Origin of the sequence: Dermatophilus congolensis, assembly GCF_900447215.1 — a bacterium.
Classification (GTDB): domain Bacteria; phylum Actinomycetota; class Actinomycetes; order Actinomycetales; family Dermatophilaceae; genus Dermatophilus; species Dermatophilus congolensis_A.
In genome coordinates, this window is record NZ_UFYA01000001.1 from 688,710 (window position 1) to 704,582 (window position 15,873).

Here is a 15,873-nt window from a genome sequence, read left to right on the forward strand (position 1 = left end):
GAGCCCTATCTGCCCCGGAGAGTAAATGATGAGCACCACCGCTTCTTTTGGCGTGCGCTTGCGCGCAGCAATGAAACAGTACGGCCCGTTGTGTGTCGGTATTGATCCGCATCCGGGGCTCCTAGAGAAATGGGGCCTGAGCGATGATGTGCACGGGTTGGAGGTTTTTGCCGCGACGTGCGTTGAGGCTTTTGGTGGTTACGTCGCTGCGGTTAAGCCCCAGTCTGCGTTTTTCGAACGGTTCGGTAGTGCAGGTGTTGCCGTCCTGGAAGACACTTTGGCTGGCTTGCGCCAGGCGGGGACGTTGTCGATTCTCGATGTCAAGCGTGGCGATATTGGGTCGACGATGGCTGGATATGCCCAGGCATATCTGGGTGAACAATCTTCGTTGCGGGCTGATGCGGTGACGGTCAGCCCGTACTTGGGGTACGAGTCACTGCGTCCTGCGCTGGATTTGGCTGAGCAGACCGGTCGGGGAGTGATCGTGTTGGCGTTGACTTCGAACCCGGAAGGTAAGTCGGTGCAGCATGCCAGTACTGCTGATCACAGTGTTGCTGGTGCCATTGTTGCTGGTGCTGCTGCCGATAATGCCGCGGCGCGTGACTGTGGTGAATTGGGCCGAGTTGGTTTGGTTGTTGGTGCCACGGTCGGTAACGCTGTTGCCGATTTGGGCATTGATTTAGCTGCGGCGAATGCTCCGATTTTGGCTCCTGGTATCGGGGCACAGGGGGCTACTGGTGTAGATGTGCAGCGAGTGTTTGGTGCAGCTTGTTCGAATGTGTTGGCTAATTCCAGCCGCGGTGTGCTCTCTGTAGGCTCTGATGTGAAAGCTTTGCGCAGCAAAGCTATTGCGACCGCTGAGGAGCTTGCTGAGACGTTGCGGGCGCAGTGAGATGACCCAGGAGTCGTGTTCTGCCGCGAGTGAACCCGTTGGTCCTGCTGCTGACGGTGAGGGGCTCCCTCCTGAGCTGCTCGAGATTCGCCATTCGATTGACAATATTGATGCGGCGATTATGTATTTGCTGGCAGAGCGATTTAAGTGCACGCAGCGGGTAGGTGTGCTCAAAGCCGATTTCAACCTTCCTCCTGCTGACCCAGAGCGGGAAAAAGTGCAGATAGAGCGGTTGAGGGCCTTGGCTGTGGCTGCCAAGTTAGACCCAGGTTTTGCTGAGAAATTCCTCACTTTCGTCGTTGATGAGGTCATTCGGCACCATAAAGCCATCGCCGCAGGTGAGGCGTGAGGGGGTCTAGATGGCTTATCTCCTTGCGCAGGTCGCGGGGCGTCGATAAGTTTCCTTGTGATAGACAGCCTTGTGCGGGTGTGAAGTCGCTCGGTTTGGGGAAATCCGACCGGAAGGCTTTCCGCACATGGGATTGTATGTACAAAATTTGCATACAATCGCGCCGGAGCCGGTCACAGACTCCGCAGTGCCAGTCAATGACAAATCACCCCTCACCTGATGAACGGTGGGGGCTTCAGTCGAGGAGAGACACGTGGCTCTACCCCAGCTCACCCCCGAGCAGCGCGCCGCAGCACTCGAGAAGGCCGCAGAGGCCCGCCGGGAGCGCGCCGAAGTTAAGCACCGCCTGAAGAGCTCTCAGGGGTCCCTGACCGAGGTTATTAAGGAGGGGCAGACCAACGAGATCATCGGCAAGATGAAGGTTTCCGCTCTGCTCGAGTCCATGCCTGGAGTCGGGCGTGTGCGCGCCAAGCAGATCATGGAAGAGATCGGCATTTCTGAAACTCGTCGCGTCCGTGGACTTGGCGCCAACCAGGTCACGGCCCTGCTGGACCGCTTCGGCGAGAGCTGAGGTGTCAGACAGGCGGCGTCTCGTCGTTTTGGCGGGGCCGACAGCAGTAGGTAAGGGCACCATCGCGGCCTATATCCGCGAGCATCACCCTGAGATTCTGCTTTCGGTTTCCGCCACCACCCGCCCTCCGCGTGAGGGCGAGGTGGACGGCGTTCACTACCACTTCCTCGATCAAGAGGATTTCGCCGCTCGAGTCGAGGATGGGGAGTTCCTCGAGTGGGCGGTGGTGCACGGTCAGGCAAGCTACGGAACCCTGCGGGGGCCAGTTGAGGAAGCCCTCGATGCTGGTCGGCCGATGCTGTTGGAGATCGATTTGCAAGGTGCGCGCCAGGTGCGCGCCACGATGCCAGATGCGTTGTTTGTTTTTCTGGAGCCGCCGAGCTGGGATGAGCTTGTTGCTCGTCTTGTGGGGCGCGGCACTGAATCTCCAGCCGAACAGGAAGCCCGACTCGCTACAGCAAGGGTCGAGTTGGCAGCGCGCAGCGAGTTTGATGTGTCGATTGTCAACGACACGGCCGAGCGAGCGGCTGCAGAACTCGTATCATTGATCGATCCCTGATTCCGATGCGCCCTTCTCAGGCGTGCGTGATCTTCACGGTCAACTTTTGATGAGCGGCCACCGTGCGCTCGAGTTGGCCCCATCAGCGATGAAAGGACACTGCGTGGCAGGCACCGTTGCCGATCCAATCGGTATCACCAACCCGCCCATCGACGATCTGCTGGATGTGGCGGAGAGCAAGTACTCTCTGGTCATTTATGCATCCAAGCGTGCACGTCAGATCAATGCCTACTACAGCCAGCTCTCTGAGGGGCTGCTGGAGTACGTGGGTCCGTTGGTCGAAACCGAGGTCCGTGAAAAGCCGCTGTCAGTGGCTTTGCGTGAGATTAACGAAGGTCTGCTGACGTCGACTCCGGTCGAGGCCTGAGCGGTCGAACGAACCGTTCGTCGCGAGGAACGTGGAACGTCTAAAGGCGCGCTTCTCTGATGAGAGGCGCGCCTTTAGACGTCTGTGCTGTGGGTGCACAGTGTTGCGTTGAGAACATGGGATGCGGGGCAAAGAGGAATTGGTGACTGGTATGGACAGCAATGTTGGTGCTGGCCGGCGCGTAGTGCTCGGGGTAGGTGGGGGAGTTGCTGCATATAAGGCAGCTTTGTTGCTTCGCCTATTCACTGAGTCTGGTTTCAATGTGACGGTAGTGCCGACAGATTCGGCACTGCGGTTCGTGGGAGAGCCAACATGGTCAGCCCTGTCAGGAAACCCGGTGTCCTCGCAGGTGTGGGATTCGGTGGAGCAAGTGCGGCACGTGCTACTGGGGCAACGCGCTGATCTGGTGGTGGTGGCCCCAGCTACGGCTGACCTCTTGGCGCGCGCCGCGCACGGCATGGCCGATGACCTGCTGACTAACGTTTTACTCACTGCTTCGGGCCCCGTTGTGATGGCCCCAGCCATGCATACAGAGATGTGGGAGCATCCAGCAACGACTGCGAATGTGAACACCTTGCGCTCCCGAGGGGTGCATGTGCTTGATCCGTCTAGTGGTCGACTCACAGGTAAAGACACAGGTAAAGGACGTCTGCCAGACCCAGAAGACATCTATGCCGCGGCGCTAGAGGTCCTTGATGGGGCTGAATCGGTAGCTGAGCAGAAACAGCAGCCGTTGCTTGCTGGGCTGCATGTCCTGGTGACAGCGGGTGGCACCAGGGAAGCGATCGACCCGGTGCGTTTTATCGGTAACCGCAGTAGCGGAAAGCAGGGGTATGCCCTGGCGGAGGTCGCTGTGCGCCTAGGTGCGCAGGTCACTGTGGTGGCAGCGAATGTGGCACTGCCTGACCCAGATGGGGCACGCGTCATTTCTGTCGAGTCGGCTGCACAGATGCAAGAGGCTGTCTTGGGGTGCACTTTCGGGGTTGATGAAGCCTCTGGGGGCGACGTTGCGCATGGAGTCGATAACCCGATCGACGTCGTGGTAATGGCAGCAGCAGTCGCTGACTTCCGGCCGCGTTCCATCTCTGAGACGAAAATTAAGAAAACCGATGAGACTGACCCCGCCGCGCAAACGCCCGATGCGCCCACCATCGAGCTCGTACGCAACCCTGACATCTTGGCTGGACTCGTCGCCGAAAGGCGTTCTCGCCGAACCGGACCTCTCCTGGTGGGATTCGCTGCAGAGACAGGTGACAGCGAAGGCACAGTTGTGGATTACGCCCGCGCCAAACTCCGCCGTAAAGGCGTGGACCTTCTCGTGGCTAACGAAGTGGGACACAATCTCACGTTCGGGAAAGACAGTTCCACAGTGCATCTGCTCGCCCCGGACTCAACCGGTGTCGTTACTATCGGACCCGCTGATAAACACGAGATAGCTCACGCTGTCTGGGCTCGGGTCCGCGAGATCCTGAACCAGCCGTAAACTCGAAACAGCGACGTTCGACCGCCGCGAGGGCCAGGTCCCACACCCGCTCTTATGCGGTACGGTACGGCCAGCCATCGCCGTTCGGCCGTCAACCGACGACAACTTTCAGGCGCAATCGACGCCGCCGGAGAGCCGGTGGCAGCAAGGAGAGCATTCGTGTCTCGACTGTTCACGTCCGAGTCCGTCACCGAGGGACACCCCGACAAGATCTGCGACCAGATCAGCGACTCCATCCTCGACGCCATGCTCGAGCAAGACCCCCGCGCTCGCGTGGCGGTTGAGACCATGGTCACAACCGGTCTCGTGCACGTCGCAGGAGAGGTAGCCACCAGCGGCTACGTCGACATCCCCAACTTGGTTCGCCGCACCGTTTTGGGCATCGGCTACGACTCCTCCGTCAAAGGTTTCGACGGTAAAAGCTGTGGCGTAGAGATCTCTATCGGCGAGCAGAGCGCCGACATCGCTCAGGGTGTCGACACCGCCTACGAGACCCGCACCAGCGGTGGCGAAGACCCCTTCGACCGTCAGGGCGCTGGCGACCAGGGTTTGATGTTCGGTTACGCCTGCGATGACACCCCCGAGCTCATGCCCCTGCCGATCTTCCTCGCGCACCGTCTGGCTGAGCGCCTCACCGACGTCCGCAAGTCCGGCAAGATGGAGTACCTGCGCCCCGACGGCAAAACCCAGGTCACCATCGACTACGACGGCGACAAAGCCATCAGCCTGGACACCGTTGTTGTTTCCAGCCAGCACGCCGAAGACATCAACCTCGAGAAACAGCTCCAGCCCGAGATTGAAGCAAACGTCATCCAGCCCGTCCTGGCTGAACTGGCTGACTCCGGCGTAAACCTGGACTGCTCGGACTACCGCACCCTGGTGAACCCCACCGGCAAGTTCGTTGTTGGTGGCCCCATGGGTGACGCTGGCCTGACCGGCCGCAAGATCATCGTCGACACCTACGGCGGCATGGCCCGCCACGGTGGTGGCGCCTTCTCCGGTAAAGACCCGTCGAAGGTTGACCGCTCCGCCGCATACGCCACCCGCTGGGTCGCCAAGAACGTTGTTGCCGCTGGCCTGGCCAAGCGCTGCGAGGTTCAGACCGCCTACGCCATCGGTAAGGCTCAGCCGGTCGGCCTTTACGTGGAGTGCTTCGGTACCGAAACGGTCCCGGTTGAGAAGATCCAGGCTGCGATCACCTCCGTGTTCGACCTGCGCCCGGCCGCCATCGTCGAGCAGCTGGACCTCCTGCGCCCGATCTACCAGGCCACCGCCGCCTACGGTCACTTCGGTCGTACCACCGCTGATGGCGTCGACAACCCCTTCACCTGGGAAAAGACCAACCGCGTCGAAGAGCTTCAGCGCGTCATCCGCGGCTGACCTTTTCACCGCACAGCCCGCCTAAACCGGGCACCAAACAACGCCGGGAGCCGGTGGCCAGCACGCGACGCGTCAGCCACCGGCTCCCGCGCACACCCTCCAGGTTTTGTGACGGTGCACAACCCAGCAGAGGGCAACACTGACAGTGCAATGCGGTAAAAACGAGATAACACCCACAACCATGCCGATGTGACCGAAGGGGGTGTTTATGGCCAGCGAAGACGCAGCCCCAGATCTGCTTCACATGGGCCTGGACCTGGACACCGGGCCGGTCACAGTCACTAAAAAGACCCACGAGGGCGTTCCCCTTGCGCCTGAAAATCCAGTCGCTCGCGTCGTCGTCAGCCTTGGCCTACCGCAACTAGACCAAACCTTCGACTATCTCGTTCCAGCAACGATGGACCACAGTGCCCAACCAGGTGTACGAGTGTGCGTTCCCTTCTCCGGCCGAGAACTCAACGGATTCCTCATCGAACGCACAGACACCAGCGATCATCACGGCAGCTTCTCTCTCATCCGCCGTGTAGTAGGCAGTGAACAGGTCCTCACCCCTGAAATCCTCACACTCGCCCAAAAGATAGCCCACGCCCACGCAGGCACACTTGAGGACGTCCTACGTCTAGCGATCCCACCCCGCCATGCCACCGCAGAACGCGACCTGCCCCTGACAAGACCAAACGACCCTGCCCCGCTACCGCCACCTACCAGCCAACCATGGCAGCGCTATCCAGCGGGAGAGCATTTACTGCGGCACCTACGCGAAGGCGACAACCCTGCAGCAGCCTGGGTCGCCTCACCTGGCCTACCACATGACGAAGACTGGCCATACGCGTTCGCGCACCTGGCCGCCGCCACACTCAACTCCGGTCGCGGGGCCCTCATCGTTGCCCCAGACCACCGTGACGTCGCCACCCTCGACACCGCCCTAACCGCCGTTCTCGGGCCAGACCAGCACGTATGCCTCACCGCAAGTCAAGGCCCATCAGCCCGATACACGGCCTGGCTGAAAGTACTCCGCGGCCACGTCCGCTGCGTAGTCGGCACCCGCGCAGCAGCTTTCGCCCCCGTAACCAACCTCGGACTCGTTGCATGGTGGTCCGACGGTGACCACTGCCTAGCCGAACCACATGCTCCCTACCCGCACGTGCGCGACATCCTCCGCACCCGCCGCGAACTCAACAACTGCGCCCTGTTCGTTGGCGGCTGGACACGCACAACCCATACCCAAGCCTGGATCGATGACGGATGGATCCACCCCATCAGTGAAGACCCCACCCAGCGCCGCCACCGAGCCGCCCCCATCACCATCGCCGGTGAACATGCACAAGAAGAGCGCTACGGCCCCGGAGCCCACGCCCGCATCCCCTCACTGGCCTGGCGTGCTGCTAAAGCAGCACTGGCACACGGCCCCGTCCTAGTTCACGTCCCGCGACGCGGATACGTCCCGTCCATCCGATGCACCTCATGCGCGCTGCCTGCCCGCTGCCCCGACTGCCACGGGCCGCTGTCTTTTCCCACCGCTGACGCGCCGCCCACCTGCCGCTGGTGCGCCACGACAGTGCCGCGATACCAATGCCCGGACTGCCACGGCTTTCGACTACGGGCCACTGTCATCGGCAGTGAACGCACCGCTGAAGAACTTGGCCTAGCGTTCCCCGGCGTGCCCGTTCGATTCTCCGTCGGAGCAGACATAAAAGACTCAGTACCCCCCACTCCAGCCTTGGTTGTCGCAACACCAGGAGCCGAACCAGCTGTTGATGGTGGTTACGCAGCCACCATCATCCTCGACGCATGGTCTGCACTTGGGCATGCCTGCCTCGACGTCGGTGAAGAAGCGCTATCCCGATGGATGAGTGCCGCCGCACTCACCCGGCCACGCAGCCGAGGGGGGCGCGTCATACTCGCAGGTGTTCCCGACAGCACTGCACTAACTCCAGTAGAAGCTTTCGTGCGCTGGGCGCCGGAATGGTTTTCCAGTAGAGAACTAGCCGACCGGTGCGGCCTGGACCTGCCTCCGCTCATGTGGCCAGCCAAACTCACCGGCAACTACGGTGCCCTCACCGATGCGTTAAACACCATGCAAACAGACCTCCGTGACACTAATGCCCGCGTTTTTGGCCCCGCCCTGTTAGCCACGGGCGAGAGCAAAGATGAAGACACTCCCGTCTCGGAACGACCCGCAGCTGCCCTAGTAACTTGCGACCTCGAGCATCGAGAGTGTGTGGCTGCCCTCTTGGCGGCGATGCGCGCCACTCGAGCAGCCAGACAGGAACCACAGGTACGTGTTCGCGTCGGGGACGCTGACCTCGAAGCCCTCGCCTGAGCGGCGAAGCATCGAACACAACCCCCGTAGACTGAGCGATCGACCTGACCGCCACCCAACAACACACGACGCGACCCAACAGCGTGCCGCACCCCGTAGAAACACAGCAGGAAAGCAGGAATTTAATGCGACTTGTCTTCGCTGGCACGCCTGAAGTGGCAGTGCCTTCACTCCAGGCACTCTTGGAATCTGGTCACGAAATCCTCGCCGTTGTCACCCGCCCTGATGCCGCCGCAGGCAGGGGGAAAAGACTCCGCCCCAGTCCAGTGCGGGAAGTCGCCGAAGCTGCCGGTATCGAAGTACTGACGCCTGCCACTCCTTCAGAACCCGAGTTCGTTTCCCGCATGCGTGATCTCGCCCCAGACGCAGCCCCCGTGGTCGCTTTCGGGGGCCTTATCCCACCGGAAGTGCTCTCCATCCCCACACATGGCTGGGTAAATCTGCACTTCTCACTGCTGCCAGCATGGCGCGGAGCCGCCCCGGTGCAGCAAGCCATCATCGCAGGAGACACCGTCACAGGAGCCAGCACCTTCCTCCTCGAAGAAGGCTTGGATACAGGGCCAGTCATCGACACGCTGACTACGCAGATCGGGGAACATGAAACTTCCGGTGAACTGCTGGAGCGTCTTGCTCAGGAAGGAGCCGCTCTACTGGTGTCCTGCCTCGATGCTATCGAGGCAGGAACAGCCACACCTGTCCCGCAACCAGAGGAAGGCGTCAGTTACGCCACCAAACTCTCACACGAAGATGCGCGACTGGACTGGTCAGTCAGCGCCATCGACCTGGACCGTCGGGCACGGGGCTGCACACCTACCCCTGGGGCGTGGACCTTGTTCCGTGGTGTCCGTTTGAGGGTGGGACAGATGCAGGTCGCGGCCCCTGGCGCTGTCGAAATTCCCGAAGGAGCCGAACCGGGGCGGCTTGTGGTGAGCAAGAGATCAGTCCATGTGGTGACTGGCGATGGAGTTGTTGAGCTGCAGCGGGTTCAGCCAGCTGGAAAGAAAATGATGGTGGCCAGTGACTGGGCGCGCGGCGTCCGTATCGAGGATGGGGAGTTGGTAGGACGATGAGTGACGCGCGTGGTCAGGGCAGAAACGGGGATCGGGGCTTTGAAGGACGAGGGCGAGTGAGGTACGGGGGGCGCGCCCGGGTCAATGATGCCTCGCGTCGTTCTGCGCAGCGCCCTTCGCAGCGGTCTCGTCATGGAGATAAAGCACGTTCGGTGGCTTTCCAGGCGATGCGCGCCATCGATGAAGGGGCGTACGCGAACCTGGACCTTCCGGCGCGGCTACGTCGAGCAACGCTGCATCGGCAGGACTACGCGTTCGTCACAGAGCTTGTCTACGGCACTACGCGGATGCGGGGGTTTTATGACGCGGTGATCAGCGTGGCGGGTAGTCGTCGTGTTGAGGAGGTGGACGCGGATGTCTTGGCTGCGTTGCGTTTGGGAGTGCACCAGATTCTTGACATGCGTGTCCCAGTGCATGCGGCAGTCGATGAGACGGTTGCGCTGGTGCGTGGCGAGGTCGGTGTGGGAGCGAGCAAGTTCGCTAATGCGATGTTGCGGCGGGTTAGTGAGCGCTCGCGGGAGCAGTGGTGCGAGCGTGTTGTTGAGGGGGTGGCGGATGAGGCTGAGCGGTTGGCGGTGTTGTATTCGCATCCGGCGTGGGTGGTGCGTGCGTTGCGGGCTGCGCTGATTGCTCATGGAAGTGTCTCTGGTGTGGATACTGGGGATGAGGCAGGTGGTCGGGAGGCTATTCAGCAGGCGTTGGTGGAGCTGCTGGAGGCTGATAATGCTGGGGCGAAGGTGGCTTTGGTGGCGCGCCCTGGTTTGGCTGATGTGCAGGAGTTGGTGGAGGCCGGGGGTAAGCCGTTGCCGTTGTCTGCGTATTCGGTTGTTCTTGATGGTGGTGACCCTGGTCGTATTGCGGCGGTGCGTTCTGGGCGTGCGGCGGTGCAGGATCCTGGGTCGGTGTTGCTGCCTCCGGCGTTGGTAGGGGTTCCGGTGGATCCAGTTGCCGGTGGTGGTGAGCGTTGGCTGGATATGTGCGCTGGTCCTGGCGGTAAGGCGGGCTTGTTGGCTGCGTTATCGATTGGGTATCCGGGTGATGTGGCGGTGTTCGCTAATGAGGTGAGTGAGCATCGAGCTGAGTTGGTGGAGCAGGCGGTCTCGGCTGCGCAGGATGCTGGCGCTGAGGTGTTTGTTGGTGTTGGTGATGGGTGTTCTTTGGGTGTGGAGGAGCCTGGTGGGTTCGATCGGGTGTTGGTGGATGCCCCGTGTACGGGGTTGGGTGCGTTGCGGCGCCGTCCGGAGGCGCGGTGGCGGCGTGCTCCGCGGGATGTGGCGGAGTTGGCGCAGTTGCAGGGGCAGTTGTTGGATTCAGCGATTGCTGCCACGCGTGCGGGGGGTGTGGTGGCGTATGTGACGTGTAGTCCGCATCCGGTGGAGACGGTGGATGTGGTGCAGGGTGCGTTGGGTCGGAATGCGCATGTGTCTGTGTTGGATGCTCAGCAGTGGGTGCGTGGCGCTGATGGTGAGCAGATTCAGGGGTTGGGTGCGGCGCCGTATGTGCAGTTGTGGCCGCATGTGCATGGCACGGATGCAATGTTTTTGGCGTTGCTGCGGGTGGGTGATGTTGCTGGGTGAGGGTGTTGATGGTGGTGGTTGTGTGATCTGAGCGGTTGCGCGAGCGATGGAGCCTTGGGGGTGGGGGTTCTATCGTGGATTTGTGCAGATTTCACCGAGTATTTTGTCCGCAGATTTTGCTCATTTGGCTTCGGAGTTGCAGGCGATTGCGAATGCTGATTGGGCGCATGTGGATGTGATGGATAACCATTTCGTCCCGAATTTGACGTTGGGGTTGCCCATCGTGGAGTCGTTGTTGAAGGTGACTCCTGTTCCGTTGGATTGTCATTTGATGATTGAGGATCCGGATCGGTGGGCGCCGCAGTTCGCGCAGGCCGGTGCGCAGAGTGTGACGTTTCATGCGGAGGCCGCTGCTGATCCGGTGACGTTGGCGCGCGCTATTCGTGCTGCGGGTGCGCGGGCGTCGATGGCGATTAAGCCGGGTACGGATTTTGGTCCGTATGAGGATTTGTTGCCGGAGCTGGACATGGTGTTGGTGATGACGGTTGAGCCTGGTTTTGGTGGCCAGAAGTTTATGGCTGACATGATGCCGAAGGTGGCGCAGGTGCGTGAGGCTGTGCGTCGTCATGGTGGCGATATTTGGGTGCAGGTTGATGGTGGCGTGTCGGCGTCGACGATTGAGCAGTGTGCTGAGGCGGGCGCGGATGTTTTTGTGGCTGGTTCTGCCGTGTATGGGGCGGAGTCTGCGGCTTCGGCGGTGGATGAGTTGCGCGCGTTGGCTCACAAGCACAGGCATGTCTGATGCCTGAGGTTGTGGGGGTTGAGGAGGCGTTGGCTCGGGCGTGCCGGTTGGGTTTGGGGGCTTCGGCTGGTGGTGAGCGTTTTGTGTTGGGTTTGGTGGGGCCGCCGGGGGTGGGGAAGTCCACGTTTGCGCGGGCGTTGATGGAGTCGCTGTGGGGTGATGTGGATGCTGCGTTGTGCGGGATGGATGGTTTTCATCTGGCGCATGAGGTGCTCGCGGCTCGTGGTGATGTGGGTCGTAAGGGGGCGCCGGAGACGTTTGATGCTGAGGGGTATGTGAATTTGTTGCGGCGGTTGCGTGCTCGTGATGAGGAGGTGGTGTGGGCTCCGGTGTATGAGCGGGCGTTGCATAACGGGGTTGCGGGTGCGGTGGGGGTGCCGGCGTCGGTGTCGTTTTTGGTGACGGAGGGGAATTACTTGTTGTTGGATTCGGGGGCGTGGGCGAAGGTGCGTGGTTTGTTGGATGAGGTGTGGTTTGTGCAGGGGGATGAGTCGTTGCGGGTGCAGCGGTTGGTGCAGCGGCATCAGTTGCATGGTCGTTCTGCTGAGGCGGCGTTAGAGCGGGCGACTCGTGGGGTGGATGCGCAGAACGCGGTGTTGGTTGCGGCTACGCGGGATCGGGCGGACTTGGTGGTGGATGTGCGGGGTTGGGAGTGCGCTGTTTGTTGAGTGGGTGGGGTGTGGCTGGGTAGGTGGTGGGATAGTGTGATTCGTACGTGCTCCGGGGTCGGTGTAATTCCGAGCCGGCGGTGAAAGCCCGCGAACCGAGTTTCTGCACTCTGTGTGCAGGATCTTGGCCGATCTGGTGAAATTCCAGAGCCGACGGTGAAAGTCCGGATGGGAGGCAGTGCGTGCGGTGACGCTTGTGGCGCCTGTGTGGTGTCGTTGTGGTGTTGCTGTTGGCGGTTGATGCCGTGCGTGGTCACGTTGGTTGTGGCTGCGTGTTCGGTGCTGGGTCGACTCGTCGTGAATCCCGGAGTGCTGTGTGCGTTGCAGGCTCATCCGGGAGGTTTAGATGGTTGCGGCCGTGGTCGGGGCGCGTGATCTGGTTCATTTGCGTGCCGCGTTGGATGCTGCCGTGTTGGGGCCAGCTGCTGATCCGAATCCTCGTGTGGGTTGTGTGATTACGGATTCGGCCGGGGTGCAGCTGGGGGTTGGGTATCACCGGGGTGCTGGTACGGCGCATGCTGAGGTGGATGCGTTGCTCCGGGTACGGGAAAGTGGCGTTTCACCGGTGGGGGGGACGGCGTACGTGACTTTGGAGCCGTGCAATCACACTGGCCGGACGGGACCGTGTGCGATGGTGCTGGTGGAGTCAGGTGTGTCTCGGGTGGTGGTGTTGCGTCACGATGCGGGCGTGTTGTCTGGTCGGGGTGCGCAGACGCTGCGTGCTGCTGGGGTGCGGGTGGATAGTGTGCCGCAGTGGTGCCGGGATGCTGGGCAGAGCGATGAGGCGCGGTGTGCGCGGGAGTTGGTGGCCCAGGCTGGTGACTTGGTGCGGGAGTGGGAATTTGCGGTGCTGCAGGGGCGCCCGTGGGTGACATGGAAGTTCGCGGCGACGTTGGATGGGCGTTCGGCAGCGGCTGATGGGTCGAGTAAGTGGATTACTGGTCCGCAGGCACGCGCGGATGTGCATGTGCGGCGTGCAGCGGCGGGGGCGATTGTGGTGGGTACGGGCACGGTGTTGGCTGATGATCCGGCATTGACGGTGCGTGATAGCTCCGGTGGGTTAGTGGGGCGGCAGCCGTTGCGGGTGGTGGTGGGGTGTCGTGATGTTCCTGGTGATGCGCGTGTTTTTATGACTGTTCGGTCGGCGCCGTCGTTGTTGCCAGCGCTGCACCTGCGGACGCGGGATCCGCAGGTGGTGTTGGCGCAGTTGCATGCTCGGCAGGTGCGGCATGTGTGGCTGGAGGGTGGGCCGACGTTGGCGGCGGCGTTTGTGCGGGCTGGGTTGGTGGATGAGGTGGTGGCGTATGTGGCACCGGCGTTGTTGGGCTCTGGGGTGGGGGCGGTGGGTGATCTCGGTGTTTCTTCGATGAGTCAGGTGCGTCGTTTCGAGTTGTGTGAGGTGGAGCGCGTGGGTGCAGATGTGCGCTGTGTGTTGCGTGTTCCGGGTGCGGTGCACGAGGAGCGAGTCAGTGGTGTTTCGGTTCCGGAAAGGTCGGTTGCGTAGATGTTCACGGGAATTGTTGAAGAGGTTGGTCAGGTCGTTGCGGTGCAGTGGTTGACGGATTCGGCTGTGCTGCGGGTGCGTAGCGCGTTGGCGACTTCGGATGCGTGTCCGGGTGATTCGATCGCGGTCAGCGGTGTGTGCTTGACGGTGGTTGAGGTGGATGGGGACACGTTTTCGGTGGATGTGATGCGTGAGACGTTGCTGCGTTCTTCACTTGATGGGGTGGAGCCGGGGGTGCGGGTGAATGTGGAGCGGGCGATGCCAGCCTCGGGTCGTTTTGGTGGGCATGTGGTGCAGGGGCACGTGGATGGGGTGGGGACTGTGCGTTCGCGTGTGCCGGGGCAGAGATGGGAGGTAGTTGCTTTTGATCTGCCGCAGCAGTTGCAGCGGTATGTGGTGCATAAAGGGTCGATTGCGTTGGATGGGGTGTCGTTGACGGTGAGTGCGTTGACGGCGACGGGGTGTGAGGTGTCGTTGATTCCTACAACTTTGGAGGCGACCACGTTGGGTCAGGTGGAGGTTGGGGACAGGGTGAATGTGGAGGTTGATGTGGTGGCCAAGTATGTCGAGCGGTTGTTGGGTCCGTGTGGCCAGGGTGCGGTGGGAGCGTGATGAGCGTGTCGGCGCAGTCTTTGGTTAATGGTGCCGCGGGGGAGTCCGTGGAGGGTTTGGCTTCTGTTGAGGAGGCGTTGGAGGCGCTGCGGGCGGGGCGTCCGGTGTTGGTTTTGGATGACGCGGACCGGGAGAACGAGGGGGATGTTGTTCTGGCTGCGGCGACGGCGGATGCGGCGTGGGTGGCGTGGACTGTGCGGCATTCGTCGGGGTATTTGTGTGCGCCGATGACGCAGGAGCGGGCTGATGCGTTAGGGCTTCCCGCGATGGTGCAGGATAACCAGGATCCGCATGGCACTGCGTATGCGGTGACGGTGGATGCTGCTGTGGGGGTGAGTACGGGTATTTCGGCGGCGGATCGTGCGTTGACGGCGCGACTGTTGGCTGACCCGCAGGCTGGCCCGCAGGATTTCACGCGGCCGGGGCATGTGGTTCCGTTGCGGGCTCGGCCGGGGGGTGTGCTGGTGCGGGGTGGGCACACGGAGGCGGCGGTGGATTTGTGTCGGTTGGCGGGGTTGCCTGAGGTGGGGGTGATTGGTGAGTTGGTGCATGATTCTGGGGAGATGATGCGGGCTGAGGCGGTGTTGGCTTTGGGGCGTGAGCATCGTCTTGCGGTGATCACGATTGAGGATTTGGTGGCGTATCGGCAGCTGCATGACCGGGTGCGGCCTGGTTCTAGGACGGTGTTGCCGACGGTTCATGGCACGTTCGACATGGTGGGGTATTTGGATGTGTTGACTGGTGCTGAGCATGTGGCGTTGATAGCGCCAGGGCCTGGTGGGGTGGGGGTTGATGCGCAGGGGGTGAGTACGGTGCGGGTGCATTCGGAGTGTTTGACCGGGGATGCGTTTGGGTCGCGGCGCTGTGATTGTGGCCCGCAGTTGGAGGCGTCGATGGCGCGTATCGCCCGTGATGGGGGAGTGGTGGTGTATCTGCGTGGCCACGAGGGCAGGGGGGTTGGTTTGTTGTCGAAGTTGGAGGCGTATGCGCTGCAGGATGAGGGGGAAGACACTGTGGATGCGCAGACGCGGCTGGGGTTGCCGATTGATGCGCGTGAATATGGTGCCGCGGCGGCTGTCTTGGCCGATGTGGGGGTGGACAGGGTGCGCTTGTTGACGGGTAACCCTGCAAAGGTGTCGGCGCTGCGGCAGGCAGGTTTTGATGTGGTCGAGTCCGTGTCGGTAGCTACGCCTGTGACCAGTGAAAATGTTCGCTATTTGGAAACGAAGGCTCGCCGTATGGGCCATGACGTGATGGGCATACCGGAGGGCGCAACCTCCGGGGCCGGAAAGGATATGTGATGGCAGGTTTTGGGTCACCAGATTTGGAGCACATGGATGGAGCAGGCCTGAAGGTCGCGATCGCCGCAGCCAGTTGGCATGACCAGTTCATGGATGCTCTCATCGCTGGTGCGCAGCTGGCATGCGAAGAGGCCGGGGTGGCGGAGCCAACCGTGATCCGTGTGCCCGGAAGTTTCGAACTACCTGTTGTGGCAGCCAAACTCGCGAAGAACCACGACGCAGTCGTGGCGCTTGGGGTAGTGATTCGTGGCGGCACACCACATTTCGAATACGTCGCTCATGCGGTCACAACAGGGCTGACCCGAGTGGCGCTAGACAGCGGAACCCCGATCGGGTTCGGGGTTCTCACGTGCGACAACGAAGCCCAAGCCGCTGACCGTTCCGGCTTGAGCACTTCACATGAATCGAAAGGACACGAGGCCGCGCAGGCAGCAATCGCCACCGCCGTGGCATTACGTGACCTGTAAGCCTTCCC

At 61.7% G+C, this 15,873-nt stretch carries 16 protein-coding genes and 1 riboswitch; all 16 genes read left to right on the forward strand.

The window, feature by feature from the left end; translation table 11 throughout:
• Nucleotides 1–25: 25 nt before the first annotated feature.
• The 16 genes from pyrF (at nt 26) to ribH (ending at nt 15,865) form a co-directional block, all read left to right on the forward strand.
• The gene (gene pyrF, locus DXZ77_RS02910) at nt 26–892 is read left to right on the forward strand and encodes an orotidine-5'-phosphate decarboxylase (RefSeq protein WP_115029797.1); all 867 of its coding nucleotides are present in this window, start codon (nt 26–28) and stop codon (nt 890–892) included.
• A gap of 1 nt (nt 893) precedes the next feature.
• The gene (locus DXZ77_RS02915; RefSeq protein ID WP_115029798.1) at nt 894–1,241 is read left to right on the forward strand and encodes a chorismate mutase; all 348 of its coding nucleotides are present in this window, start codon (nt 894–896) and stop codon (nt 1,239–1,241) included.
• Between the two features lie 253 nt (nt 1,242–1,494).
• Complete coding sequence (mihF, locus tag DXZ77_RS02920; RefSeq protein WP_028327960.1) at nt 1,495–1,812, forward strand: integration host factor, actinobacterial type; 318 nt, start codon at nt 1,495–1,497, stop codon at nt 1,810–1,812.
• Between the two features lies 1 nt (nt 1,813).
• A complete protein-coding gene (gmk, locus tag DXZ77_RS02925; protein ID WP_115029800.1) occupies nt 1,814–2,371 on the forward strand; it encodes a guanylate kinase in 558 nt (185 codons plus the stop codon).
• A gap of 103 nt (nt 2,372–2,474) precedes the next feature.
• Nucleotides 2,475–2,738: a DNA-directed RNA polymerase subunit omega gene (gene rpoZ / locus DXZ77_RS02930; RefSeq protein WP_028327958.1), complete on the forward strand. Its 264-nt coding sequence runs from the start codon at nt 2,475–2,477 to the stop codon at nt 2,736–2,738.
• Nucleotides 2,739–2,889: 151 nt separating this feature from the next.
• The gene (gene coaBC, locus DXZ77_RS02935) at nt 2,890–4,221 is read left to right on the forward strand and encodes a bifunctional phosphopantothenoylcysteine decarboxylase/phosphopantothenate--cysteine ligase CoaBC (RefSeq protein WP_115032465.1); all 1,332 of its coding nucleotides are present in this window, start codon (nt 2,890–2,892) and stop codon (nt 4,219–4,221) included.
• A gap of 159 nt (nt 4,222–4,380) precedes the next feature.
• On the forward strand, nt 4,381–5,601 hold the full coding sequence (metK, locus tag DXZ77_RS02940; protein ID WP_115029802.1) for a methionine adenosyltransferase: 1,221 nt from the start codon (nt 4,381–4,383) through the stop codon (nt 5,599–5,601).
• A gap of 208 nt (nt 5,602–5,809) precedes the next feature.
• Complete coding sequence (locus tag DXZ77_RS02945) at nt 5,810–7,924, forward strand: primosomal protein N' (RefSeq protein ID WP_258553096.1); 2,115 nt, start codon at nt 5,810–5,812, stop codon at nt 7,922–7,924.
• A gap of 125 nt (nt 7,925–8,049) precedes the next feature.
• Nucleotides 8,050–8,994, forward strand: a complete 945-nt coding sequence (gene fmt, locus DXZ77_RS02950) for a methionyl-tRNA formyltransferase (RefSeq protein ID WP_115029804.1) — start codon at nt 8,050–8,052, stop codon at nt 8,992–8,994.
• The gene (locus DXZ77_RS02955; RefSeq protein ID WP_115029807.1) at nt 8,991–10,571 is read left to right on the forward strand and encodes an RsmB/NOP family class I SAM-dependent RNA methyltransferase; all 1,581 of its coding nucleotides are present in this window, start codon (nt 8,991–8,993) and stop codon (nt 10,569–10,571) included. The genes fmt and DXZ77_RS02955 overlap by 4 nt, the downstream gene beginning before the upstream one ends.
• An 82-nt stretch (nt 10,572–10,653) precedes the next feature.
• Nucleotides 10,654–11,313: a ribulose-phosphate 3-epimerase gene (gene rpe, locus DXZ77_RS02960; RefSeq protein WP_115032467.1), complete on the forward strand. Its 660-nt coding sequence runs from the start codon at nt 10,654–10,656 to the stop codon at nt 11,311–11,313.
• Nucleotides 11,313–11,981, forward strand: coding sequence for a nucleoside/nucleotide kinase family protein (locus DXZ77_RS02965; protein WP_115029813.1), 669 nt, complete (start codon nt 11,313–11,315; stop codon nt 11,979–11,981). The genes rpe and DXZ77_RS02965 overlap by 1 nt, the downstream gene beginning before the upstream one ends.
• A 43-nt stretch (nt 11,982–12,024) precedes the next feature.
• Nucleotides 12,025–12,167: riboswitch (FMN riboswitch) on the forward strand.
• A gap of 160 nt (nt 12,168–12,327) precedes the next feature.
• Nucleotides 12,328–13,485: a bifunctional diaminohydroxyphosphoribosylaminopyrimidine deaminase/5-amino-6-(5-phosphoribosylamino)uracil reductase RibD gene (ribD, locus tag DXZ77_RS02970; RefSeq protein ID WP_115029815.1), complete on the forward strand. Its 1,158-nt coding sequence runs from the start codon at nt 12,328–12,330 to the stop codon at nt 13,483–13,485.
• Entirely contained in the window at nt 13,486–14,097 is a 612-nt protein-coding gene (locus tag DXZ77_RS02975) for a riboflavin synthase (RefSeq protein WP_115029817.1), read from the forward strand.
• Nucleotides 14,097–15,398: a 3,4-dihydroxy-2-butanone-4-phosphate synthase gene (ribB, locus tag DXZ77_RS02980; protein WP_181816141.1), complete on the forward strand. Its 1,302-nt coding sequence runs from the start codon at nt 14,097–14,099 to the stop codon at nt 15,396–15,398. Before DXZ77_RS02975 ends, ribB begins: the two co-directional genes overlap by 1 nt.
• A complete protein-coding gene (ribH, locus tag DXZ77_RS02985; protein WP_115029819.1) occupies nt 15,398–15,865 on the forward strand; it encodes a 6,7-dimethyl-8-ribityllumazine synthase in 468 nt (155 codons plus the stop codon). The genes ribB and ribH overlap by 1 nt, the downstream gene beginning before the upstream one ends.
• Nucleotides 15,866–15,873: the final 8 nt, after the last annotated feature.

Coding starts and splice junctions, on each gene's coding strand:
- pyrF (WP_115029797.1), top strand. CDS start 26: ATGATGAGCACCACCGCTTCTTTTGGCGTGCGCTTGCGCGCAGCAATG.
- DXZ77_RS02915 (WP_115029798.1), top strand. CDS start 894: ATGACCCAGGAGTCGTGTTCTGCCGCGAGTGAACCCGTTGGTCCTGCT.
- coaBC (WP_115032465.1), top strand. CDS start 2,890: ATGGACAGCAATGTTGGTGCTGGCCGGCGCGTAGTGCTCGGGGTAGGT.
- DXZ77_RS02945 (WP_258553096.1), top strand. CDS start 5,810: ATGGCCAGCGAAGACGCAGCCCCAGATCTGCTTCACATGGGCCTGGAC.
- fmt (WP_115029804.1), top strand. CDS start 8,050: ATGCGACTTGTCTTCGCTGGCACGCCTGAAGTGGCAGTGCCTTCACTC.
- DXZ77_RS02955 (WP_115029807.1), top strand. CDS start 8,991: ATGAGTGACGCGCGTGGTCAGGGCAGAAACGGGGATCGGGGCTTTGAA.
- DXZ77_RS02965 (WP_115029813.1), top strand. CDS start 11,313: ATGCCTGAGGTTGTGGGGGTTGAGGAGGCGTTGGCTCGGGCGTGCCGG.
- ribD (WP_115029815.1), top strand. CDS start 12,328: ATGGTTGCGGCCGTGGTCGGGGCGCGTGATCTGGTTCATTTGCGTGCC.
- DXZ77_RS02975 (WP_115029817.1), top strand. CDS start 13,486: ATGTTCACGGGAATTGTTGAAGAGGTTGGTCAGGTCGTTGCGGTGCAG.
- ribB (WP_181816141.1), top strand. CDS start 14,097: ATGAGCGTGTCGGCGCAGTCTTTGGTTAATGGTGCCGCGGGGGAGTCC.
- ribH (WP_115029819.1), top strand. CDS start 15,398: ATGGCAGGTTTTGGGTCACCAGATTTGGAGCACATGGATGGAGCAGGC.